At 61.2% G+C, this 15,674-nt stretch carries 14 protein-coding genes; 4 read left to right on the top strand and 10 right to left on the bottom strand.

Features of this window, described 5'->3' with window-relative positions; all coding sequences use genetic code 11:
• Positions 1 to 25: 25 nt before the first annotated feature.
• Genes Q7J58_RS00395 through scpA form a run of 5 tightly spaced genes read right to left on the bottom strand, consistent with a single transcriptional unit; the run spans position 26 to position 7,388 of the window.
• Entirely contained in the window at positions 26 to 508 is a 483-nt protein-coding gene (locus tag Q7J58_RS00395; RefSeq protein WP_304821805.1) for a VOC family protein, read from the bottom strand.
• The gene (locus tag Q7J58_RS00390; protein WP_304821802.1) at positions 505 to 2,556 is read right to left on the bottom strand and encodes an acetyl/propionyl/methylcrotonyl-CoA carboxylase subunit alpha; all 2,052 of its coding nucleotides are present in this window, start codon (positions 2,554 to 2,556) and stop codon (positions 505 to 507) included. The genes Q7J58_RS00395 and Q7J58_RS00390 overlap by 4 nt, the downstream gene beginning before the upstream one ends.
• A gap of 21 nt (positions 2,557 to 2,577) precedes the next feature.
• Positions 2,578 to 4,110, bottom strand: a complete 1,533-nt coding sequence (locus tag Q7J58_RS00385; RefSeq protein ID WP_304821798.1) for an acyl-CoA carboxylase subunit beta — start codon at positions 4,108 to 4,110, stop codon at positions 2,578 to 2,580.
• 53 nt (positions 4,111 to 4,163) lie between these two features.
• Positions 4,164 to 5,219 carry a methylmalonyl Co-A mutase-associated GTPase MeaB gene (gene meaB / locus Q7J58_RS00380; protein WP_304821796.1) on the bottom strand — a complete coding sequence of 352 codons (1,056 nt, stop codon included), beginning with the start codon at positions 5,217 to 5,219 and terminating at the stop codon, positions 4,164 to 4,166.
• A 6-nt stretch (positions 5,220 to 5,225) separates the two neighbouring features.
• The gene (gene scpA, locus Q7J58_RS00375) at positions 5,226 to 7,388 is read right to left on the bottom strand and encodes a methylmalonyl-CoA mutase (protein WP_304821794.1); all 2,163 of its coding nucleotides are present in this window, start codon (positions 7,386 to 7,388) and stop codon (positions 5,226 to 5,228) included.
• A gap of 143 nt (positions 7,389 to 7,531) precedes the next feature.
• On the opposite strand from scpA, the gene Q7J58_RS00370 reads away from it, so the two are divergent.
• Positions 7,532 to 8,167 carry a GntR family transcriptional regulator gene (locus tag Q7J58_RS00370; protein ID WP_304821791.1) on the top strand — a complete coding sequence of 212 codons (636 nt, stop codon included), beginning with the start codon at positions 7,532 to 7,534 and terminating at the stop codon, positions 8,165 to 8,167.
• Positions 8,168 to 8,283: 116 nt separating this feature from the next.
• Positions 8,284 to 9,174, top strand: coding sequence for a Dyp-type peroxidase (locus Q7J58_RS00365; protein WP_304821788.1), 891 nt, complete (start codon positions 8,284 to 8,286; stop codon positions 9,172 to 9,174).
• A gap of 17 nt (positions 9,175 to 9,191) precedes the next feature.
• Here the strand turns inward: Q7J58_RS00365 and Q7J58_RS00360 are convergent, their stop codons facing one another.
• The 5 genes from Q7J58_RS00360 to phaC form a co-directional block, all read right to left on the bottom strand.
• The gene (locus tag Q7J58_RS00360) at positions 9,192 to 9,635 is read right to left on the bottom strand and encodes an FKBP-type peptidyl-prolyl cis-trans isomerase (protein WP_304821785.1); all 444 of its coding nucleotides are present in this window, start codon (positions 9,633 to 9,635) and stop codon (positions 9,192 to 9,194) included.
• Between the two features lie 11 nt (positions 9,636 to 9,646).
• Positions 9,647 to 10,672, bottom strand: a complete 1,026-nt coding sequence (dusA, locus tag Q7J58_RS00355) for a tRNA dihydrouridine(20/20a) synthase DusA (RefSeq protein ID WP_304821782.1) — start codon at positions 10,670 to 10,672, stop codon at positions 9,647 to 9,649.
• A 139-nt stretch (positions 10,673 to 10,811) separates the two neighbouring features.
• Positions 10,812 to 11,549: an acetoacetyl-CoA reductase gene (phbB, locus tag Q7J58_RS00350; protein WP_304821779.1), complete on the bottom strand. Its 738-nt coding sequence runs from the start codon at positions 11,547 to 11,549 to the stop codon at positions 10,812 to 10,814.
• 209 nt (positions 11,550 to 11,758) lie between these two features.
• Positions 11,759 to 12,937, bottom strand: coding sequence for an acetyl-CoA C-acetyltransferase (locus Q7J58_RS00345; RefSeq protein WP_304821776.1), 1,179 nt, complete (start codon positions 12,935 to 12,937; stop codon positions 11,759 to 11,761).
• Between the two features lie 94 nt (positions 12,938 to 13,031).
• Positions 13,032 to 14,654 (bottom strand): class I poly(R)-hydroxyalkanoic acid synthase, encoded by a 1,623-nt coding sequence (phaC, locus tag Q7J58_RS00340; protein ID WP_304821936.1) that lies wholly within the window; start codon positions 14,652 to 14,654, stop codon positions 13,032 to 13,034.
• 350 nt (positions 14,655 to 15,004) lie between these two features.
• On the opposite strand from phaC, the gene Q7J58_RS00335 reads away from it, so the two are divergent.
• A complete protein-coding gene (locus Q7J58_RS00335) occupies positions 15,005 to 15,208 on the top strand; it encodes a hypothetical protein (protein ID WP_336623457.1) in 204 nt (67 codons plus the stop codon).
• Between the two features lie 285 nt (positions 15,209 to 15,493).
• Positions 15,494 to 15,634, top strand: a complete 141-nt coding sequence (locus Q7J58_RS00330; protein WP_304821972.1) for a hypothetical protein — start codon at positions 15,494 to 15,496, stop codon at positions 15,632 to 15,634.
• The last annotated feature ends 40 nt before the right edge of the window (positions 15,635 to 15,674 follow it).

Below are 15,674 nucleotides of genomic sequence, written 5' to 3'. Positions count from 1 at the left end.
ATGAAGGTGAAGTCGCTCAGACAGGCTACCCAACCAGGCTGGCAAAAGCATCCACCACCTCGGGCGGTGCCTGCACCAGTTCGATCAACACGCCCTCGCCGGCGATCGGAAATTCCTCATTCGCTTTGGGGTGCATAAACGTGATGTCAAAACCCGCAGCGCCTTTGCGAATGCCGCCTGGAGCAAAGCGCACGCCTTGCGCCATGAGCCATTCAACAGCAACAGGCAAGTCGTCGATCCACAAGCCGATGTGGTTCAGCGGCGTGGCATGCACCGCCGGTTTTTTGTCCGGGTCCATGGGCTGCATCAGGTCCACCTCGACCTTGAATGGGCCGCTGCCGATGGCGCAGATGTCCTCGTCCACGTTTTCGCGCTCGCTTTGGAAGGTACCGGTTTTTTCCAAACCCAGCATGTCCACCCAAAGCGTTTGCAGACGCAGCTTGTCGGGCCCGCCAATGGCGATTTGCTGCACGCCCAGCACCTTGAACGGTCTTGGGGTGCCTTTCATTTCTCGAACTCCACAATCGGCTGATCCACCGTGAGTGACTCGCCCTTGGCTGCCAACACCTTGGCGACCACGCCGTCGGCACTGGCAAACAGCACGTTTTCCATCTTCATGGCCTCAATCACGGCCACGCGCTCACCAGCCTGCACCTTCTGGCCCACCTGCACCGCCACATCGACCAGCAGGCCGGGCATGGGCGAGAGCACGTATTTGCTCATGTCGGGTGGTGCCTTGAAAGGCATGAGTTGATGCAACTCGGCCATGCGGCGCGACACCACCATGGTCTCAATGCGGGTGCCGTTGTGCTGCACCACCAGCGCCAGCGGGTTGCGCAGCGTACCGCGTTCCACCTGTGCGGTGAACGGCTGGCCGTTGCACACACCGGTGATGCAGATGTCGTTCAGTCGCGAGGGGCTGCTGATCTCAAAACGCTGGCCTTCAACGGTGACCACAGCAGAGCCGATCTGGCCCAGCACCTCGTCCACATGCACCTGCGTGTAGCGGTTCTTGCCGCCAGTGCCCAACGTGATCGCACTGAAATCGTGGCCCACCTTGACGCCGTAGCCGGGCAACTGACCGGTCAGGCCGGCCGCACGTTCGCGCGACTTGCGGCGCACAAAGGCTGCCAGCGCCACCAGAAAATCGGCGTCGTCGTGCGGCACGTCTTCGGCCCGGAAGCCCTGGCTGTACTGCTCGGCAATGAAGCCGGTGTTGAAGTCACCCGACACAAACTTGGGATGCGCCAGCAGCGCGGCCTGGAAGGGGATGTTGCTGCTGATGCCGCGAATGACGAAACCGTTCAGCGCTTCGCGCATCTTGGCAATGGCCTCGTTGCGGTCTTTGCCGTGCACGATGAGCTTGGCGATCATCGAGTCGTAGTACATCGGAATTTCGCCGCCATCGACCACGCCCGTGTCCACCCGCACGCCGTAGAGCGCCTCGGTGTTGGACTGGTGCATGGTCTGGGCCGGTGGCGCAAAACGCACCAGGCGCCCGGTGCTGGGCAGGAAGTTGCGGAACGGGTCTTCGGCGTTGATGCGGCACTCGATGGCCCAGCCGTTGCGCTGCACCTGGTCTTGGGTAATGGGCAACTGCTCGCCAGCGGCCACGCGGATCATCAGCTCCACCAAATCCAGCCCGGTGATGCACTCCGTGACCGGGTGCTCCACCTGCAGGCGGGTGTTCATTTCCAGAAAGTAGAAGTCCTGGTCCTTGCCGACCACAAATTCGACTGTGCCGGCGCTCTGGTACTTCACGGCTTTGGCCAGCGCGACAGCCTGCTCTCCCATGGCCTTGCGCGTGGCGTCGGAAATAAAAGGCGACGGCGCCTCTTCGATCACCTTCTGGTGGCGGCGCTGAATGGAACACTCGCGCTCGTTCAGGTAAATCACGTTGCCGTGCGAATCACCCAGCACCTGGATCTCGATATGGCGCGGTTCCAGCACGTATTTCTCGATGAACACGCGGTCGTCGCCAAAGCTGTTGCGTGCTTCGTTGCGGCAGCTGGTGAAGCCCTCAAACGCTTCCTTGTCGTTGAAGGCCACGCGAAGGCCCTTGCCGCCGCCGCCGGCCGACGCCTTGATCATGACGGGGTAACCGATGTCCTTGGCGATCTCGACCGCGCGCTCGGCGGTTTCAATGGCGTCGTTCCAGCCCGGGATGGTGTTGACCTTGGCTTCCAGCGCCAGCTTCTTCGAGGCGATCTTGTCGCCCATGGCCGCGATGGAGAAGTGGCGCGGGCCGATGAAGGCAATGCCTTCGTCTTCGCAGCGCTTGGCAAAGGCCTCGTTTTCGCTCAGAAAACCATAGCCGGGGTGAATGGCCTGTGCACCGGTGGCTTTGGCGGCAGCAATGATCTTGTCGGCGACGAGGTAGGACTCGCGCGACGCGGCCGGACCGATCAGCACAGCCTCGTCGGCGAGCTGAACATGGCGCGCTTCCTTGTCGGCCTCGGAATACACCGCCACGGTGGCGATGCCCATTTTTTTGGCGGTGGCGATCACGCGGCAGGCGATTTCGCCACGGTTGGCGATCAGGATTTTGGTAAACATTTTTCTGCTTCTCTTTCGTGATCAGAGTGGAATGTTCCCGTGCTTGCGCCACGGGTTCTCAATCTTCTTGTCCTTCAACATCACCAGGCTGCGACAAATGCGCTTGCGGGTGTTGTGCGGCATGATCACGTCGTCGATGTAACCGCGGTTGGCGGCCACGAAGGGGTTGGCAAAGCGCGCCTTGTATTCGGCTTCTTTGGCGGCCAGTTTTTCCGGATCGCCCTTGTCTTCGCGGAAGATGATTTCCACCGCGCCCTTGGCGCCCATCACGGCAATTTCGGCATTGGGCCAGGCAAAGTTCACGTCACCCCGCAGGTGCTTGGAAGCCATCACGTCGTAAGCACCGCCGTAGGCCTTGCGGGTGATCACGGTGATTTTTGGCACGGTGCATTCGGCGTAGGCGTAGAGCAGCTTGGCGCCATGTTTGATGATGCCGCCGTACTCTTGCGAGGTACCAGGCATGAAGCCGGGCACGTCCACGAACGTGATGACCGGAATGTTGAAGGCATCACAGAAACGCACGAAGCGCGCGGCCTTGATGCTGGACTTGATGTCCAGGCAACCGGCCAGCACCAGCGGCTGGTTGGCCACAATGCCGACGGTCTGGCCGTCCATGCGGGCAAAGCCGATCAGGATGTTTTTGGCATATTCAGGTTGCAACTCAAAGAAGTCGCCATCGTCCACCGTTTTGACGATCAGCTCCTTCATGTCGTAGGGCTTGTTCGGGTTCTCGGGCACCAGGGTGTCCAGGCTCATTTCCAGGCGGTCGATCGGGTCACCGCTGGGGCGTACCGGGGCTTTTTCGCGGTTGGACAGCGGCAGGTAGTTGTAGAGGCGGCGCAGCATCAGCAGCGCTTCCACATCGTTCTCAAACGCCAGATCGGCCACGCCACTCTTGGTGGTGTGCGTGACGGCACCGCCCAGTTCTTCGGCGGTCACTTCTTCGTGCGTCACCGTCTTCACCACCTCGGGGCCGGTGACGAACATGTAGCTCGAATCTTTCACCATGAAGATGAAGTCGGTCATGGCCGGCGAGTACACCGCGCCACCGGCCGACGGCCCCATGATCATGCTGATCTGGGGCACCACGCCACTGGCCATCACGTTGCGCTGGAACACCTCGGCATAACCGCCGAGCGAAGCCACACCTTCCTGGATGCGGGCACCGCCCGAGTCGTTCAGGCCGATCACCGGCGCGCCGACCTTCATGGCCTGGTCCATGATCTTGCAGATTTTCTCGGCGTGGGCTTCTGAGAGTGCGCCGCCAAACACCGTGAAGTCCTGGCTGAACACAAACACCAGGCGGCCGTTGATCATGCCGTAGCCGGTGACCACGCCGTCGCTGGGGATCTTGTTGTCTTGCATGCCGAAGTCGGTGCAACGGTGTTCAACGAACATGTCCCACTCTTCAAAGCTGCCTTCGTCCAGCAAAACCTCCAAGCGCTCACGCGCCGTGAGTTTGCCTTTGGCATGTTGCGCGTCAATGCGCTTTTGTCCGCCGCCCAGGCGGGCAGCGGCGCGCTTTTTCTCAAGTTGTTGAAGGATCTCTTGCATGGGGTCTCCAGAAAAATCGGTTCGGGTTCGGTCAAACAGTTGAATCAAACAGCTCAGTCAAACCATTCGAGCAGCTGGCGCGCTGCGGTGGATGCAGGCAATTCGCCCGCCAACACGCGTCGGGTGGTGTCATTGAGCCGCGCGCGGATCTGCGGATGCTCGCGAAAGCGTTGTTTCAGGCCCGCGTCAATGCGCTCCCACATCCACGCAGACGCCTGTTGCTGGCGGCGCACCGCCAGGCGGCCATTGGCGGTTTGCAGCGTCTGGTAGTGAGTCACCTCGCGCCAGAAACTGTCCACACCCCGGTTGTGCAGGGCACTGATTTCAATCACCTGCGGGTGCCAAATGCCTTCGTCGTGGTGGGCATGCTCTGAGCGACCATGCAGCCCCAGCAAGCGCAGGCTGGACGTGATTTGCGCACGCGCCCGGGTGGCGGCGTCGGGGTCGATGTCGGCCTTGTTGATGACCACCAGGTCGGCCAGCTCCATCACACCCTTCTTGATGGCCTGCAGGTCGTCGCCCGCGTTGGGCAGTTGCAGCAGCACAAACATGTCGGTCATGTTGGCCACCGCCGTCTCGCTCTGGCCCACGCCCACGGTTTCCACCATCACGATGTCGTAACCAGCCGCCTCGCACACCAGCATGGCCTCGCGCGTTTTTTCCGCCACACCGCCCAGTGTGCCGCTGCTCGGGCTGGGACGGATATAGGCTTTTTCGTGCACGCTCAGGTGTTCCATGCGGGTTTTGTCGCCCAGAATGGAACCACCCGAAACGGTGGAAGACGGGTCGATGGTGAGCACCGCCACGCGGTGGCCCAGACCAATGAGGTACAGGCCCAGGGCTTCAATGAATGTGCTTTTGCCCACGCCCGGCACACCGCTGATACCCAGCCGGAACGACTGGCCCGTGTGCGGCAACAAGGCAGTGAGCAGCTCGTCACCCTGCGCACGGTGGTCGACGCGGGTGGATTCGAGCAAGGTGATGGCCTTGGCCATGGCGCGGCGCTGCACGGTGGGGGTGCCGTGCAACACCCGCTCCAGCAGCGGTGCCTCAACCACTTGCCGGGGTTGAGCGAACCCTTCAACGGGCTCAGAGCGATCAGCGGTCATGGAGCTTCAAGCCTGCCCCAAGGCCTTCTTGATCTGCTCCAGCACGTCCTTGGCGCTGGCCGGAATCGGCGTGCCCGGGCCGTAAATGCCCTTCACGCCGGCCTCGTACAGCATCTCGTAGTCTTGGCGCGGGATCACACCGCCGACGAACACGATGATGTCGTCGGCGCCCTGCTTCTTCAACTCGGCAATGATGGCAGGCACCAGGGTCTTGTGACCTGCCGCCAGCGTGCTCACACCGACCGCGTGCACGTCGTTTTCAATCGCCTGGCGGGCGCATTCTTCGGGCGTCTGGAACAGCGGGCCCATGTCCACGTCGAAGCCCAGGTCGGCAAAGGCCGTGGCCACCACCTTGGCGCCGCGGTCGTGGCCGTCCTGGCCGAGCTTGCTGATCATCACGCGCGGGCGGCGGCCTTGCGCTTCGGCAAATGTGTTGATTTCGGTCTTGAGGGCATCCCAGCCCTCGGCGGAATCGTAGGCAGCAGCGTACACACCGGTCACCTTTTGGGTATCGGCGCGGTGGCGCCCAAAAACCTTTTCCAGCGCATCGCTCACCTCGCCCACGGTGGCGCGCAAGCGCATGGCCTGGATGCACAGATCCAGCAGGTTGCCCTGGCCGGACTCGGCGGCGGCGGTCAGCGCATCCAGCGCAGCCTCGACCTTGGCCGTGTCGCGGCTGGCCTTGATCTGCTTCAGCCGAGCGATCTGCCCGTCGCGCACCGCTACGTTGTCGATGTCGCGCGCTTCGATGGCGTCTTCGGTCTTGAGCTTGTACTTGTTGACGCCGACGATCACGTCTTTGCCACTGTCGATGCGCGCCTGCTTCTCCGCCGCGGCCGCTTCGATCTTCAGCTTGGCCCAGCCACTGTCCACGGCCTTGGTCATGCCACCCATGGCTTCGACCTCTTCGATGATGGCCCAGGCCTTGTCGGCCATCTCCTGCGTGAGCGACTCCATCATGTAGCTGCCGGCCCAGGGGTCGACCACGTTGGTGATGTGGGTCTCTTCCTGGATGATGAGCTGGGTGTTGCGCGCGATGCGGGCGCTGAACTCGGTGGGCAGCGCGATGGCTTCGTCAAAGCTGTTGGTGTGCAACGACTGCGTGCCGCCGAACACCGCGGCCATGGCTTCGATGGCGGTGCGCACCACGTTGTTGTACGGGTCCTGCTCGGTGAGCGACCAGCCGGAGGTCTGGCAGTGTGTGCGCAGCATCAGGCTCTTCGGGTTCTTGGCGTCGAAGCCCTTCATGATGCGCGTCCACAGCAGACGGGCCGCGCGCATCTTGGCGATCTCCAGGTAGAAGTTCATGCCGATGGCCCAGAAGAAGCTCAGGCGCCCGGCGAACCCATCCACGTCCATGCCCTTGGCAATGGCGGTCTTCACGTATTCCTTGCCGTCGGCCAGGGTGAAGGCCAACTCCAGCGCCTGGTTGGCGCCGGCTTCCTGCATGTGGTAACCCGAGATCGAGATCGAGTTGAACTTCGGCATGTGCTGGGCCGTGTACTCGATGATGTCGCCGATGATCTTCATCGACGGCTCGGGCGGGTAGATGTAGGTGTTGCGCACCATGAACTCTTTCAGAATGTCGTTCTGAATCGTTCCGGACAGTTTGTCCTGGCTCACGCCCTGCTCTTCAGCGGCCACCACGTAGCCGGCCAGCACCGGCAGCACGGCGCCGTTCATGGTCATGGAGACGCTGACCTTGTCCAGTGGGATCTGGTCGAACAGGACCTTCATGTCCTCCACCGAGTCAATCGCCACCCCGGCTTTGCCCACGTCGCCGGTCACGCGAGGGTGGTCGCTGTCGTAGCCCCGGTGCGTGGCCAGATCGAACGCGACCGACACGCCCTGCCCGCCCGCGGCCAGGGCCTTGCGGTAGAAGGCATTCGACTCTTCGGCCGTGGAGAAACCGGCGTATTGGCGAATGGTCCAGGGGCGCACCGCGTACATGGTGGCCTGCGGGCCGCGGATGAAAGGCTCGAAGCCTGGCAGCGTGTTGGTGTAAGGCAGGTTGGCCGTGTCTTCGGCGGTGTACAGCGGCTTGACGCTGATGCCGTCGGGCGTGAGCCAGTTCAGGGCGCTCACGTCGCCGCCGGGAGCGGACTTCTGGGCTGCCTTGGTCCAGGCTTCCAGGGTGGCGGGGGTGAATTCAGGCTTGTTCTGGCTCATGGCGGGCGGTGGTTTGGTCGGTACGGAAAAGTCAACGGTGGCAACGGGAGCAGGCGGCATTTTATATCATTCATAATTATTGATGCAAAATATTCCTACTGAACTACAATCGGTGACTTATACAAAGCCCTGTCACACCACCCATGTCTGCCCTGTCCCTCGCACCCCGCGCCCTGTACGAAGAAGTTGCTGAGTTGCTGCGCCAGCGCATCTTCAGCCGCGAGCTGGAGCCCGGCAGCTGGATCGACGAGCTCAAGATAGCCGAGGAATACGGCATCAGCCGCACACCCCTGCGTGAAGCCCTCAAGGTACTGGCCGCCGAAGGGCTCGTGACCATGAAGGTGCGCCGTGGGGCCTATGTGACTGAGGTGTCCGACAAAGACCTGGCCGATGTCTATCACCTGCTGGCGCTGCTGGAGTCGGACGCGGCCGGCGTGGTGGCCCAGCGTGGCACCGACGAGGAGCACGCCGAGCTGCAAACCCTGCACGCCGAGCTGGAAGCCGCCACCGCCGACCGAGACCGTTTTTTCGCCATCAACGAGCGTTTCCACATGCGCCTGCTGGAGATCGCCAACAACCGCTGGCGCGAACAAATGGTGGCCGACCTGCGCAAGGTCATGAAGCTCAACCGCCACAACTCGCTGCTCAAGAGTGGACGAATCAAAGAATCGCTGGCCGAACACCGGGCGGTCATGGCGGCTTTGCTGGCGCGAGATGCAACCCTGACGCAGCAGCGCATGCACGAGCATTTCCGCAACGGGCTGGAAGCCGCAGCCTGAGCGTGTGAACGGCTGGGCTTGCGCTGGCACGGCCCGTGGCTGGTAAATTCAGGAACCGAACTTGCCAGCATCAACCCAGCGCCTTGCAGCCTCCAACCCAACTCAGCAGCCCGACCATGTCTTTGTCCACTCGAGCCCAACCCGGCATTCTTGCCAACATTCCCGCACAGGCCCGCTATCTCACCTGCCAGTTGCGCGTGGGGGCCGAACCTCAAACCGTGCTGCGCCATCTGGCCAGCCAGGCCGATGGTGAACACACCGTGATCGGTTTGGGCGCGTCGCTGGTGCGCGAACTCGGCGCCAGCATCCCTGGTCTCAAGAGCTTTCAGGGCATTGATGGTGCGCGGATCAAACTGCCCGCCACACCGGCCGATCTCTGGATCTGGCTGCGCGGCGCCGACCGGGGTGAACTGCTGATCCGCAGCCGCCACCTGGAAACTCTGCTGGCACCTGCGTTCGATGTGCAGCACATCACGGACGCGTTCAACCACGACAACGGCAAAGACCTGACGGGCTACGAAGACGGTACCGAAAACCCGCAAGGCGGCGAAGCCCACGCCGCAGCGCTGGTGCCCGAGTCGGCGGGCCCGCTGGCCGGCAGCAGCTTTGTAGCGGTGCAGCGCTGGCACCACCACATGAGCCGCTTTGAAGCCATGCCACGCCTGCAGCAAGACCACACCATTGGCCGCGACAAAGACAGCAACGAAGAACTGGACGACGCTCCCAACTCAGCCCACGTGAAACGCACTGCCCAAGAAAGCTTTGACCCGCAAGCGTTTGTGCTCCGCCGCTCCATGCCCTGGGCCGAAGGCAATGTCGGCGGCCTGGTCTTCACCGCTTTCGGGCATTCGTTCGACGCGTTCGAAGCACTGCTGGGCCGCATGTCGGGAGCCGAAGACGGCATGACAGACGCCCTCTTCACCTTCACCGAACCCCAAACTGGCGCCTACTTCTGGTGCCCGCCCGTGGCCAACGGGTGCATCGACCTGCGCGCTGTGGGTTTTTAAGCCTCAGCGCAACGGCATCACTTGCCGTTGATGCCCAACAATTCCACTTCAAACACCAGCGTGGCGTTGGGTGGAATCACGCGGCCCGCACCGCGTTCGCCGTAGGCAATCTGGCTTGGGCAGGTCAGCTTGGCTCGGCCGCCCACTTTGATGCGCTGCACGCCTTCGGTCCAGCACGGAATCACGCGGCCAAGCGGGAACTCAATCGGTGTTCCGCGCGAATAGGAACTGTCGAACTCTTTGCCATCTGGAAAAGCACCTTTGTAGTGCACCTTCACCGTATCAGCCGCACTGGGTGAAGCACCACTGCCCTCCTTGAGTGCGCGGTACACCAAGCCCGACTTCGTGACCACCGCGCCCGCTTCCTGGGCTGCGGCATCAAGCACGGCATTTTGGGCCACGGCGGGCAAAGCCAACACGCTAAGCGCCAGTGTGGTGGAGCAGAGCAGCAAACGGTTCATGGCACGGACTTTCAAAAGAGTGAAACAAGGGGTTCGGGTCGTGGCTCTTCGCCAGCGGGTCTGACATGGGCCTGGGCCATGGCCCAGACTTCGCGCGCGGGCAAGGGTTTGAGGTGGTGATCACTCCACACCTGGCGCCACTTGCGCGCACCGTGCAGGCCGTGGCGCAAGCCCAGCATGTGGCTGGCGATGGAATACCAGTTCACGCCGTCTTCGGCGTGGGCGCGCTCCATGTAGTCCACCATGGCCAGCTCGACCGCTTCGCGGGTGGGCGTCGGGCGTGTACCGTCGGCATAAAAACGGAGGTCCCAGTCCACCATGAGCCAGGGGTTGTGGTAAGCCTCGCGCCCCACCATCACACCGTCCAGATGGGCCAGTTGCGCCTCGATTTGCTCATGGGTGGTGATGCCGCCATTGACGGCAATGGTCAGGTTCGGAAAGTCCTGCTTGAGGCGGTGGGCCAGTTCGTAGCGCAGCGGTGGAATCTCGCGGTTTTCTTTCGGCGACAGGCCTTGCAGCCAGGCGTTGCGCGCGTGCACCAGAAATACCTGGCAGCCCCCTTCGGCCACGGTGCCCACAAAGTCGCGCACAAAGTCGTAGCTCTCCACCTTGTCAATACCAATGCGGTGCTTGACCGTGACCGGGATGTCCACCACGTCCACCATGGCCTTGACACAGTCGCGCACCAGCGCGGCCTCGCCCATGAGGCAGGCGCCGAAGGCACCGCGCAACACGCGCTCGCTCGGGCAGCCGCAATTGAGGTTGATCTCATCGTAGCCACGGTCCTGGCCCAGTTTGGCGCAAGCAGCCAGGTCGGCCGCATCGCTGCCACCGAGTTGGAGCGCCACGGGATGCTCTTCGGTGTTGAAGTTCAGGTGCTGTGCGGCATTGCCGTGGATCAGCGCACCGGTGGTCACCATCTCGGTGTAAAGGAGGGTGTGACGCGTGAGCAAGCGGTGAAAGTAGCGACAGTGGCGGTCGGTCCAACCCATCATGGGGGCAACGGACAGACGCCAGGGAGAAACGGTTGAAGACATCGGGCGATTATCCCTGCAGCCACAAAAAACCCCGCCGAAGCGGGGTGGATGCACGAAGTGCCTTGAGCCCAGGACATCGCTGAGCCGGCTTTGCCAGCCCGCTGATGTCGCCACCCTGGGGGATGGCTCGGAGGGACCATCACCCCATGTGCAGACCGCCGTTGACCGAAAAATCAGCGCCGGTAGCGTAGCCACCTTCGTCCGACGCCAGCCAGGCGATGATGGAGGCGATTTCGCTCGGCTTGCCCAAACGCTTCACCGGCACAGTGGCCACAATTTTTTCCAGCACATCGGGACGGATGGCGTTGACCATGTCGGTGCCGATGTAACCCGGGCTCACGGTGTTGACGGTCACGCCCTTGGTGGCCAGCTCTTGTGCCAGAGCCATCGAGAAACCGTGCATGCCGGCCTTGGCAGCCGAGTAATTGGTCTGACCCGCCTGGCCTTTTTCGCCGTTCACCGACGAGATGTTGATGATGCGACCCCAGCCCTTTTCCACCATGTCGGCCACGACCTGTTTGGTCACGTTGAACATGGAGTCCAGGTTGGTGTTCATGACAGCGTCCCAGTCGTCGCGCGACATCTTCAGGAACATGCGGTCTTTGGTGATACCGGCGTTGTTCACCAACACGTCGATGCTGCCGTGCTCGGCCTTGGTCTTGGTGAAAGCTTCAACGGTGGAATCCCAGTCACCCACGTTGCCAACCGATGCGTAGAAGGTGTAGCCCAGGGCTTTTTGTTCGTCGAGCCATTTGGTGAAATCGCGCGTGGGACCGCAACCAGCAATCACCTTGAAGCCTTCGGTGTGAAGACGCTGGCAAATGGCGGTACCAATGCCGCCCATGCCGCCGGTGACGTACGCTACTTTTTGATTCATGTTGTTTGCTCCTCTTGGTGGTGCCGAAATGGCGGAAAAAATGGATCGGAATAAATGTGTTTCTCAAGAGCGCGATGGAATCGAATCCACTGATCCACTTGCACCGTCTCTTGAATGGCTGAGCGCCGGGACACCGAAGCTGCCTGCACAGCTACGGACAGTGCGAAGAGCGCCGTATCTGGCAGCGCCCCTCGCACGGCTGAGCGGAATCAACGCTCAACGGCCAGCGATACGCCCATGCCGCCACCAATGCACAGCGCCGCCAAGCCCTTCTTGGCATTGGTGCGCTGCATTTCATGCAACAGCGTCACCAGAATGCGGCAACCGGATGCCCCGATGGGATGCCCGATGGCGATGGCACCACCGTTGACGTTCACCTTGGCAGGGTCGATGTCCAGCGCCTGGTTCACGGCGCAAGCTTGTGCGGCAAAAGCTTCGTTGAGTTCAAAAAGATCCACATCGGACGCCTTCCATCCCGCACGGGCCAGCGCTTTTTGCGAGGCCGGCACAGGACCCATACCCATGGTGGCGGGGTCGAGGCCGCTGGTGCCGAAAGCGGCAATACGCGCCAGCGGCGTGAGGCCCAGGGCTGCGGCCTTTTTGGCCGTCATCACCATCACAGCAGCGGCGCCGTCGTTGATGCCCGAGGCATTGCCGGCGGTTACCGAACCGGCCTTGTCGAACGCAGGGCGCAGACCAGCCAACACCTCGGCGGTGGTCTTGGCGTTGATGAATTCGTCGCTGTTGAACAGGACCGGATCGCCTTTGCGCTGCGGAATGCTCACGCCGACGATCTCGTCCTGGAACTTGCCAGCGGCCTGCGCGGCAGCGGCTTTGCGTTGGCTGCCTGCGGCCAGCGCATCCTGCATCTCGCGGGTGATGCCGTGGGCCTTGGCCACGTTCTCGGCGGTGATACCCATGTGGTACTGGTTGTACACGTCCCACAGGCCGTCGACGATCATGGTGTCGGTCATTTTCCAGTCGCCCATGCGCTGGCCATCGCGGCTGCCGTTGAGCACATGCGGGCTGGCGCTCATGTTTTCCTGGCCACCAGCGATCACAATTTCGCTGTCACCCCAGGCCACGGCCTGGGCGGCGAGCATCACGGCCTTCAGGCCCGAGCCGCACACGGCGTTGATGGTCAGCGCTGGGGTTTCCTTGGCCACACCGGCTTTCATCATGGCCTGGCGGGCCGGGTTTTGGCCACAGCCTGCAGCCAAGACCTGGCCCATGATGACCTCACCCACAGCGTCCACTGGCAGGCCACTGCGCTCCAACAAGGCTTTGATGACGATGGAACCCAACTCGGTAGCGGGCACCTTGGCGAGCGAGCCGCCAAATTTACCCACGGCGGTGCGGGCTGCTGAAACGATGACGATATCTTCCATTTGAGGTCTCCTCAGGTAAATAAACGGGGAATTCAGGAAGTGATCTGCAAACGCAGTCCAGCCACCAGGATGGCCAGATCTCCCTTAAAAAGTATCAGCCCTTGGCTTTCACGTAGCGGCCAGGTGCAGGCTCAATAACGGCGTATTGCTTGCCTTTGCCATAGGTCTTGGGCGCAGCAATTTGCTTGCCAGCCTGCGGCTTAAGCCAAGCAGCCCAGTCGGTCCACCAACTGCCTTTGTGCTCGGTAGCACTTTCAATCCACTCGTTCACATCGGCTGGGAACTGGCCAGCAGGGCCGATCCAGTGGCTGCGCTTGCCAGCAGCGGGCGGGTTGATGACACCAGCAATGTGCCCCGACGCGCCCATGACAAAGCGCTTCTTGCCCGGGAACACCTGGGTACTGGCATAAGCGCCGCCAATTGGCACGATGTGGTCTTCGCGCGAACCGTAGATGTAAACCGGCAACTTGACTTGGCGAAAATCGATTTTTTCACCACAAACTTCGGTTTTGCCGGGCTTGACAAGGTTGTTTTCCAGGTAGGTCTGACGCAGGTACCAAGCGTAGTACGGGCCAGGCAGGTTGGTTGCGTCCGAGTTCCAGTACAGCAGGTCAAACGGCGGTGGCGACTCGCCCTTGAGGTAGTTGCCCACCACGTAGTTCCACACCAAGTCATTGGGACGCAGGAAGCTGAAGGTGGTGGCCAGATCTCGGCCGGGCATCAGGCCGCCCTGAGCAAACTGCATCTCGCGCATCTTCACGAAATTTTCGTCGATGAAGACATCAAGAATACCGGTGTCGGTGAAGTCGATCAGGGTGGTGAGGAAGGTGGCGCAATTCACAGGCTCCTCGCCCCGCGCAGCCAACACAGCAAGCGCGTTGCTCAGCATGGTGCCGCCCACACAAAAACCTAGCGCGTTGAGGGTCTCAGCGCCAGTGATGTCTTGCGTGACGCCAATGGCCTTGATTACCGCATCTTCAATGTAGTTGTCCCAGGTTTTGTGCGCCAGAGACTCATCGGGGTTGCGCCAACTCACCACAAAGGTGCGGTGGCCCTGCTCCACGCAATAGCGGATCAGCGAATTGGCCGGTTGCAAGTCGAGGATATAGAACTTGTTGATGCACGGCGGCACCAGCAGGAACGGACGCTCGTACACCTTGGCGGTGAGCGGTTTGTATTCGATCAGCTGGAACAACTCGTTCTCGAACACCACGCCGCCTTCGGTGGTGGCCACGTTTTTGCCTACCTCAAAGACGCTCTCGTCCGTCATGGACACATGACCCTGCTTCATGTCGTGCAGCAGATTGGCCACGCCCTTGGCGATGCTCTCACCCTTGGTTTCGATGGCTTTCTTTTGCGCGTCGGCATTGAAAGCCAGGAAGTTGCTGGGTGCACTGGCATCGATCCATTGCTGCACCGCAAAACGCACTCGGCTTTTGGTTTTGGTGTCACCGTCCACCGCGTCGGCCATGGCCATGAGCGTGCGTGCATTGAGCAAATAGGCCGCAGCAGAAAAAGCCGCCACCGGGTTGTTTGCCCACGCCTCAGCAGAGAAACGGCGGTCGTTGACAGGTTTTGCGTCCAGCCCCTGATTCCACAGATCTGTCACCTCTTTAAGGTAGGTGTTTTGAATTTCAATCATTTTGGAAGGATCAAAGCTCACCTTCTGGCCTGCAGCTTTGGCGAACAAATCGCCCATGCTTGCCAAGTTGGGCATGCCTGCACCCAAATCTGGCATAGCCATGCCAAACGGGTTAGCCGAACCGGTTTGCGGCATAAAGGCCTTGAAGGCAGCGAAGGGATCGGTAATGCCCTGCGAACCCGCCTGAGCAGCACCAGGGAAGGCCTGCGCCGCCTGCGTCCACTGCGCAATGAGATTTTTCTGAAATTCCTGTGCTGCATCTTGCCAAGGCTTTGCGGGTGGTTTACCAGATGTCATGCTTGTCTCCAATGGTTTTGCCTGAGGCTTATTATCTATCCCTCTAGGGAGAGATTCCGGGTTTTCCCTAGTGTCGGTTTCACGGCTTCCAGCAAGCTGACAACCTGTCCTGGACTTCAAGGAACACTGTGTATCTGGTGGTGATCGGTTGGATTTACGTGGTACTTATGATGTCGGTGGCCGAAGCTTTCAACAGCACAGGCACCGTGCTGGGAGCCATTGTGACCTTTTTTCTTTACGGTTTGATGCCAGTCATACTGGTGGTTTACCTGATGCGCACGCCGCAAAGACGCAAAGCCAACAAAAAGCGAGAAGCGACCAAGCAAAAATGAGCGTGCAGCCCGTCGAACGCCAGGACCTGAGCAAACGGCTCCAAGCCATCAAGGCGCGTGGCCGCACGACCGGCCGTGCGGCGATTGACCCGCGCATCCTGTTCACCCTGTGGTTGTACGCCCCACGGCAAGGCGTGGGCAGTAGACGCGAACAGGCCCGCTTGGGCCAGGAATACGACGCGTACAGTTGTACACCAAGGCAACAGCCCTCTCATGATGAAAGGTGCGCAGAGCCCCTCACCCCAGCCCCCCACAGGTGGAGGGAGTTCATACACCCCCTGCGCCATGCTCCGACACGGCCAGGAATACACCGACCGGGGGCAGGAATACTTTGAAGAACGCTACCGCCAGAGGGTCTTGCACAACCTCGCCCAGAAGGCCAAGGCGATGGGCATGCAGCTCATCCCTTCCAAAAACACCGTTTGAAAACACCATGAAAATCAATCAGTTAACGGGTGTTTCTTGC

Source organism: Hydrogenophaga sp., from assembly GCF_030656115.1.
Taxonomy (GTDB): Bacteria; Pseudomonadota; Gammaproteobacteria; order Burkholderiales; family Burkholderiaceae_C; genus Hydrogenophaga.
Note: the sequence above shows the minus strand (reverse complement) of the source record. Positions and strands in the feature narration are given on the sequence as shown.